This is a genomic window from Rhodopseudomonas sp. (genome assembly GCF_048594845.1).
Lineage (GTDB): Bacteria > Pseudomonadota > Alphaproteobacteria > Rhizobiales > Xanthobacteraceae > Rhodopseudomonas.
The window spans coordinates 1-6074 of sequence record NZ_JBMDXE010000273.1; the positions used below are offsets into that span (position 1 = coordinate 1).

Here is a 6074-nt window from a genome sequence, read left to right on the forward strand (position 1 = left end):
CGCGTCCGGACCCCAATCGAGCTTCGGCGCGCCCTGCGTCACCGTCACCGGCGACGACATCGTGCGACCGAAATCGGCCGAATGCGCGACCGAGACCTGGCCGCCCGCCATCCAGATCAGCCACAGCGTGCCGTCGCGCGCGAAGGCCGGCGTGACCTTGGAGGCGCAACGCAGCTCGGTCGTCGCGCAGGCCGTCTCACTGTCGTGACGATGAACGGACTGCGCCGCGGCGGAAGCGGCCGACAGCGCCAGAGCGAGCGCCGCGATGAGAGTTCGACGGGCCATGGCCGCCTCCTTGTCGAAGATCACCGGAAGGCGATCTTCATGCCTCCGACGAACGCGCGCGGCGAACCCGCATAGATCGACCCGGACGTCCCCGCCAAAATGCTGGCGGGATTCTGCACGCCGGCCGCATTCACCGTGTTGGCGATGTTGTTGGCCGACGCGATGTAGGTCTTGTCGAACAGATTGCGGATCTCGAAGAATACGCTGAGCTGCCGGAGATAGTCCGATTGCAGATCGGTCTTGTAGTGCAGGTTGAGATTGACCAGCTCGTAGCCGGGCACCTTCAGCAGATTGGCGTTGTCGAGATAAAAATCGTCCTTCCACACCAGCTCGACGAAGCCGCCGAGCCCGGCCAGCGCGCCGCGCAACTGATCGTAGCCGACCCGCGCCGTCAGTTCGTTCGGCGAAATGCCCGGGATCTGGTTGCCGACGCGATTGAACCGATAGGCGCCGATGCTCTCGGTGTAGTCGGTGTAGATCTCGTCGATCCGGGTATAGGCCACCTTGGCCTCCCAGCCTTCCGCGAACGACCAGCGGCCGGCGAACTCGACGCCGCGATGCTCCGAATGCGGCGCGTTGAAGCTATAGCTGACGCCGGCGACCGGAGTCGCCTGGGAGACGATCTCGTTGGTGAAGAACTCGTAGAACGCGGTGGCGCTGAGCGTCAGCGACCGGTTCGGCGTCCAGTCGGCGCCGATGTCGTAGCCGACATTGGTCTGCGACTGCAGCGCGGTGTTGTTGCCGGCAAGGCCGCTCGGCAGCACGAACAGATTGTTGACCTGCGGCGTGCCGTAGCCGGTCGCGACCCGGGCGTGCCAGGCCCATTCGGCGCTCGGCCGGTAGATCAGCGCGAATTCCGGGGCGGTGTTCTGGAATTGCGGCGAGGCGCCGAGCACGGTCGGCACCACCATGTTCGGATTGTTCAGCGTCGGATAGGCGTAGGCGGTGCTGACGCCCTTGAGCTGCGTGGTCTCCCAGCCGATGCCGGCGATTGCCGTTACGGTGGGGACGAGTTGCAGCTCCTGCCGGGCGCGCACGCCGTAATTCGTCGTCGTACTGGCCAGGTTACTCTGCAGCCGGCCGACCGCGGCGTCGCCACTCGGCAGCACATTGTAGGTGTCACCCGACGCGCTGAGCGTGTTGTACCAGGCGCCCAGCAATGAGGTCGACGCCATGCCGAACAGTTCGCCGCGTTTGGTGATGTCGCTGGAGAAATTATACGACGGATAGTCGCCGACCGCGCTGGTCGAGCCGGTCGGCTGGCTGATGTTGCGGTCGTCGAACACGAACTGGTTGCGCCAGGTCGTGGTGTTGTCGAAATCGTGCTCCCAGCGTCCGCCCACGATGGTGCGCCGGTCGTCGCGGTTGAGCCCGGCCTGCAGCGCCGTCAGCGTCGACTTGGCTCCGTTGAAGCCGTTGTTGAACAGCGACACCGTCCCGCAGCCCGCAACCGCCGCGGTGAGGCAGCCGGCCTGATACGGGTTGAGGTTGTACTGGTTAAGCGACAGCCGCAGCGGCAATCGGGTCGACAGCTCGTTGTCGATCAGCTTCACGGTGAAGCGATCGTCCGGCGTCGCCTGCCAGGTGGCCAGGAAATTCACCGTCTGGGTATTGAACCAGCTGTTGGTGATGAAGCCGTCGCCGCGCGCGTCGCTGGCGAACAGCGAGGCTTCGAAATTGCCGACCTTCTTGCCGACCGTCAGGTAGTTGCTGAGATAGCCGAAGCTACCGCCCTCGACGCCGTATTCGGCGCCGTCGATGCTGCCGCCCGGCCGGGTGCGGAAGTTGAGCGCGCCGCCGGTCGCATAATTGCCGTACAGCGCCGAGGACGGGCCGCGGATCACGTCGATCGCGCTGTAGGCGTGCGGATCGATCAGGTCGCTGCGCGACAACCCGTCCGGCTGGGTGACCGGAAAGCCGTCGTCGAAGATCACGATGTTGCGGATGGCGAAGCCGTTGCGCGCGTTCGAGCCGCGGATCGAGATGCCGACATCGCGCGGGCCGTTGCCCTGCTTGACCGAGATGCCGGGGCTGTCGCGCAGCACGTCGGTGACCGAGAACGACGGCCGGTTGTCGAACTGGCTACGATCGATCGTGGTCGCGGTCTGGCCGTTCGGTGCCTGGTTCAGGCGATCGCGTGCCGCAGTCGCGGTTTCGACGGCTGGCGCAGCAACCGGCGCAATCGCAGCGGCGCGCACCGGGGTGATGCGGCGCGGCGCTGCAGCGGCGCGGCTGCGGGCGCGCGGCGCCGGCTTGGCGCGGGCCGGAGCCGGCGCGTCCACCGTCACCGATGGCAGATTTTGAGGCGTGGTCTGAGCGCGGGCGGTCCCGGCCGATGCCGTCAGCATCAGCCCGATCGCAGCCGCACTCGCCCCCGAAAGGGCGGAGATGCGAGACATAGTGGTGAAACCTTCCTGGCGGCAACGCCTCGGCGCTGACCGCAAAAGCCCTTTGACGGCACGGCGAACCGCGCCAGTGACGAACGGAGTGGCTCAGGAAAAGGCTGGTGGCGCGCGCGCCTGGGTATCGGAACTACCGCGGCCCTGCGTTCGAACGGGTGTCTGTTCCCGCCAAGCGATCCGCGCAAAGCTCCGCCACGGCATCGCCTGGGCGATGAAGACCGGCGTATCGATCGGGCCGGCGATGCCTGCCAGACAACACTGCACGCATTGGATGGCGTGACCGGGCTGGCCGCTCTGATCAGTCGATGCATCGTCGGCATGGCAGATCGCGGTCGTGAACAGACCACTGGTCCGTTGGCCGGCTTCCGCGAAGTACACGCCGATCGGTGCGAAGATCTGCACCCACAACGCGACGAAGAAGACCGGCAGCACTCTGCGTAGCTGCGACCGCATCAATTGCCCCTCAGTGGCGGCAATTAATCATGCAGATACCGCCGTGTCGAGGTCCGGCACCCTACTGAGGTGCCTCGCGTCCTAGTCCGGCCGCTGGTCCGGCGCCGCCAGCACGGCGCGGCATTCGGTCGGCAGGTCGGCCAGCGTCAGCGGCTTCTTCGGCTTCGGCGGCTTCGGATGCAGCACCGCGTCGGAGAACCAATAGGCCAGATCGGCCGGCGCGCAGCCTTCGCCGGACGGCGGCTCGGGCTGCGATTCACAGCCGGGACTGCCGGCCGGGCAGGATATGCGGATGTGGAAGTGATAATCGTGGCCCCACATCGGCCGCACCTTACTCAGCCAGGCGCGGTCGCCCTTGGCCTCGCGGCACAGCGCCTTCTTGATCGCCGCATTGACGAAGATGCGCTCGACCGCCGGCTCCTGCGCGGCGGCGCGGATCACCTTCCAGTGCGTCGGCGTCCACACCTTGGGATCGATGTCGAGCCGGTCCGGCCGCACCATCATGGTGGCGGACATCTCCTCGCGCTCGTTGCGCGACAGCTGCCGGTTGGGCATCGGCGTCAGCCAGATGTCGGCGTCGAGCCCGACCTGATGGCTGGCATGGCCGGTCAGCATCGGGCCGCCGCGCGGCTGCGACATGTCGCCGACCAGAATGCCGGGCCAGCCGGCGTCGCGACGCGCCTTGGCTGACAGCCGTTCGATCAGATCGACCATCGCCGGATAGGCATAGAAGCGATTGCGCGACAGCCGCATCACCTGCCAGGTCGGACCGTTGATCGGCAGCGCCTCGCCGCCCGCCAGGCAGCCATGGGCGTAGAAGCCGATCGGCCGCGGCGGCAGCGCGGCCGGCAGGTATCTTCGCGCGAACAGTTCGCGCGCGGCGAGATCCGGATCGTTGGGATTGGCCAGCGGCGGCAGCGGCCTGGGATTGACCGTGCCTTTGTCCTGGGCATGCGCGAGGACGGCCGAGCCGGCAAGCAGCGCGACAGCCAGCAGCAACCGGACGGGAATCGATCGGCGAAGCATGTCCCTGTATAACCGACCGAGCCGGTAAAATCAGCCGAATGGCCGCCGCCGCTTTCAGCAAGCCGCCGTGCGAGATCTAGCGGGCTTGCCCTTTTTAACGCGGAACTAACCAGCCGCCGCGTCGGAGGTCATTTAATTCGAACCAAACGGCGTGGCCGAACACCCTTTGAATTCCTCATTCGAACACCGGCCACCAGCCGCAACGCGCGCATTCAAGCCCAATTGGCGCGGCTTAAGGTGCTTGAAGACCGGCTGCGCGTGCCCGCGCGGCGCCAAGCGCTGAAAATGCTGCGCAAAACATTACACATTTTTTTCAGACACATATTGCACAATCAAGTCGCAGATTGCGTGTGGGGCGTGGGAATGCCGCAGATCCGGCTGAGGACCAACAAGACATCCAGACGATGTGCGGACACCCGTAAGCCGAAACGCCGCTCCTCCACCAAGGGCGGCGCCAAGCTGCCGGCGCTGCCGACGCGCGGCCCGCGCGCGCCGATTGCGGCCGAGCGGGAGCGCGCGGTCGAAGCCGCGCTGGCGGAAGCCCGCAAGTCGCACGAGCGGCTGCGCGAGGCGATCGACCTGCTGCCGCAGGGCATCGTCTTCCTCGATTCCGAAGGCCGCTACATCCTCTGGAACAAGCGCTACGCCGAGATCTACAAGGCCAGCGCCGATCTGTTCAAACCCGGCGCGCGGATTCAGGACACGATGCGGGTCGGCGTCGCGCGCGGCGACGATCCGGAGGCGGTCGGCCGCGAGGACGAATGGATCGCCGAGCGCATGCGCCGGCTGTTTCATCCCGGCCACAGCCACGAGCAGGTGCTGGCCGACGGCCGCTGCATCCAGATCGAAGAGCGCACCACCTCGGACGGCGGCGTAATCGGCCTGCGCGTCGACATCACCGAACTGAAGCAGCGCGAAGCCTCGTTCCGGCTGATGTTCGAAAGCAATCCGGTGCCGATGATCGTCTGTTCGCTGCACAACGAGCGCATCCTCGCCGTCAACGACGCCGCGGTCGAGCACTACGGCTACTCGCCGGCCGAATTCGCCGAACTCACCATCCGCCGCCTGCAGGCGTTCGAGACCGAGCTGCCGTGGGACGGCGACGCCAGCAGCGAGGAGCGCGCGGCGCGGACCTGGAAGCACGTCAAGGCCGACGGCTCGCTGATCGACCTCGCCATCTATGCGCGGCAGCTCACCTACAATGGCGAGCCGGCGGTGCTGCTGGCGCTGATGGACATCACCGAGCGCAAGCGCGCCGAGATGCGGCTCGCCTTCATGGCGCATCACGACGGCCTGACCGGCCTGCCGAACCGCAATTTGCTGCGCAAACGGCTCGACGAATTCCTGGCGCAGACCCGGCGGACCGGCGAGAAGATCGCGGTGCTGTTCATCGGCGTCGATCACTTCAAGGCGGTCAACGACACGCTGGGCCACGCGGTCGGCGACAAGCTGCTGCGCGGCATCGCGCGCCGGCTACGCTCGACGCTGCGCGAGGAGGATCCGCTGGCGCGGCTCAACTCCGACGAATTCGCCGTGATCCAGACCGGCATCAAGCGCCCCGAGGACATCACGCTGCTGGCCAAGCGGCTGCTCAACGCGATCGCCGAGCCGTATCTGCTCGAGGGCCATTCGGTGGTCGCCAGCGCCAGCATCGGCATCGCGGTGGCGCCGCTCGACGGCGACGATTCCGAGAAGCTGCTGATGAATGCCGACATGGCGCTGTCGCGCGCCAAGAAGGATTCGCGCGGCAGCTTCAGCTTCTTCGAGCCCGGCATGGACGCGCGCGCCCAGGCGCGGCGCAAGATCGAAACCGACCTGCGCGCGGCGCTGCGCCACGACGTGCTGCGGCCGTACTACCAGCCCCTGATCGGACTGGAGAACGGCCTGATCACCGGCTGCGAGGCGCTG

4 protein-coding genes and 1 pseudogene are annotated in these 6074 nt (G+C 66.7%); 1 reads left to right on the plus strand and 4 read right to left on the minus strand.

Features of this window, described 5'->3' with window-relative positions:
- The 4 genes and pseudogenes from ACOJTD_RS17640 to mepA all read right to left on the minus strand — a co-directional run.
- Window positions 1-285: pseudogene (locus ACOJTD_RS17640) on the minus strand (exo-alpha-sialidase); the annotation flags it as partial.
- Between the two features lie 20 nt (window positions 286-305).
- Window positions 306-2684 carry a TonB-dependent receptor family protein gene (locus tag ACOJTD_RS17645; protein ID WP_420134179.1) on the minus strand — a complete coding sequence of 793 codons (2379 nt, stop codon included), beginning with the start codon at window positions 2682-2684 and terminating at the stop codon, window positions 306-308.
- A 93-nt stretch (window positions 2685-2777) separates the two neighbouring features.
- Window positions 2778-3119, minus strand: a complete 342-nt coding sequence (locus ACOJTD_RS17650) for a hypothetical protein (RefSeq protein ID WP_420134180.1) — start codon at window positions 3117-3119, stop codon at window positions 2778-2780.
- Window positions 3120-3221: 102 nt separating this feature from the next.
- Window positions 3222-4166, minus strand: a complete 945-nt coding sequence (mepA, locus tag ACOJTD_RS17655) for a penicillin-insensitive murein endopeptidase (RefSeq protein ID WP_420134181.1) — start codon at window positions 4164-4166, stop codon at window positions 3222-3224.
- 363 nt (window positions 4167-4529) lie between these two features.
- Between mepA and ACOJTD_RS17660 the strand changes: the two genes are divergently transcribed.
- A partial coding sequence (locus ACOJTD_RS17660) for a putative bifunctional diguanylate cyclase/phosphodiesterase (RefSeq protein ID WP_420134182.1) occupies window positions 4530-6074 on the plus strand: 1545 nt, incomplete at its 3' end.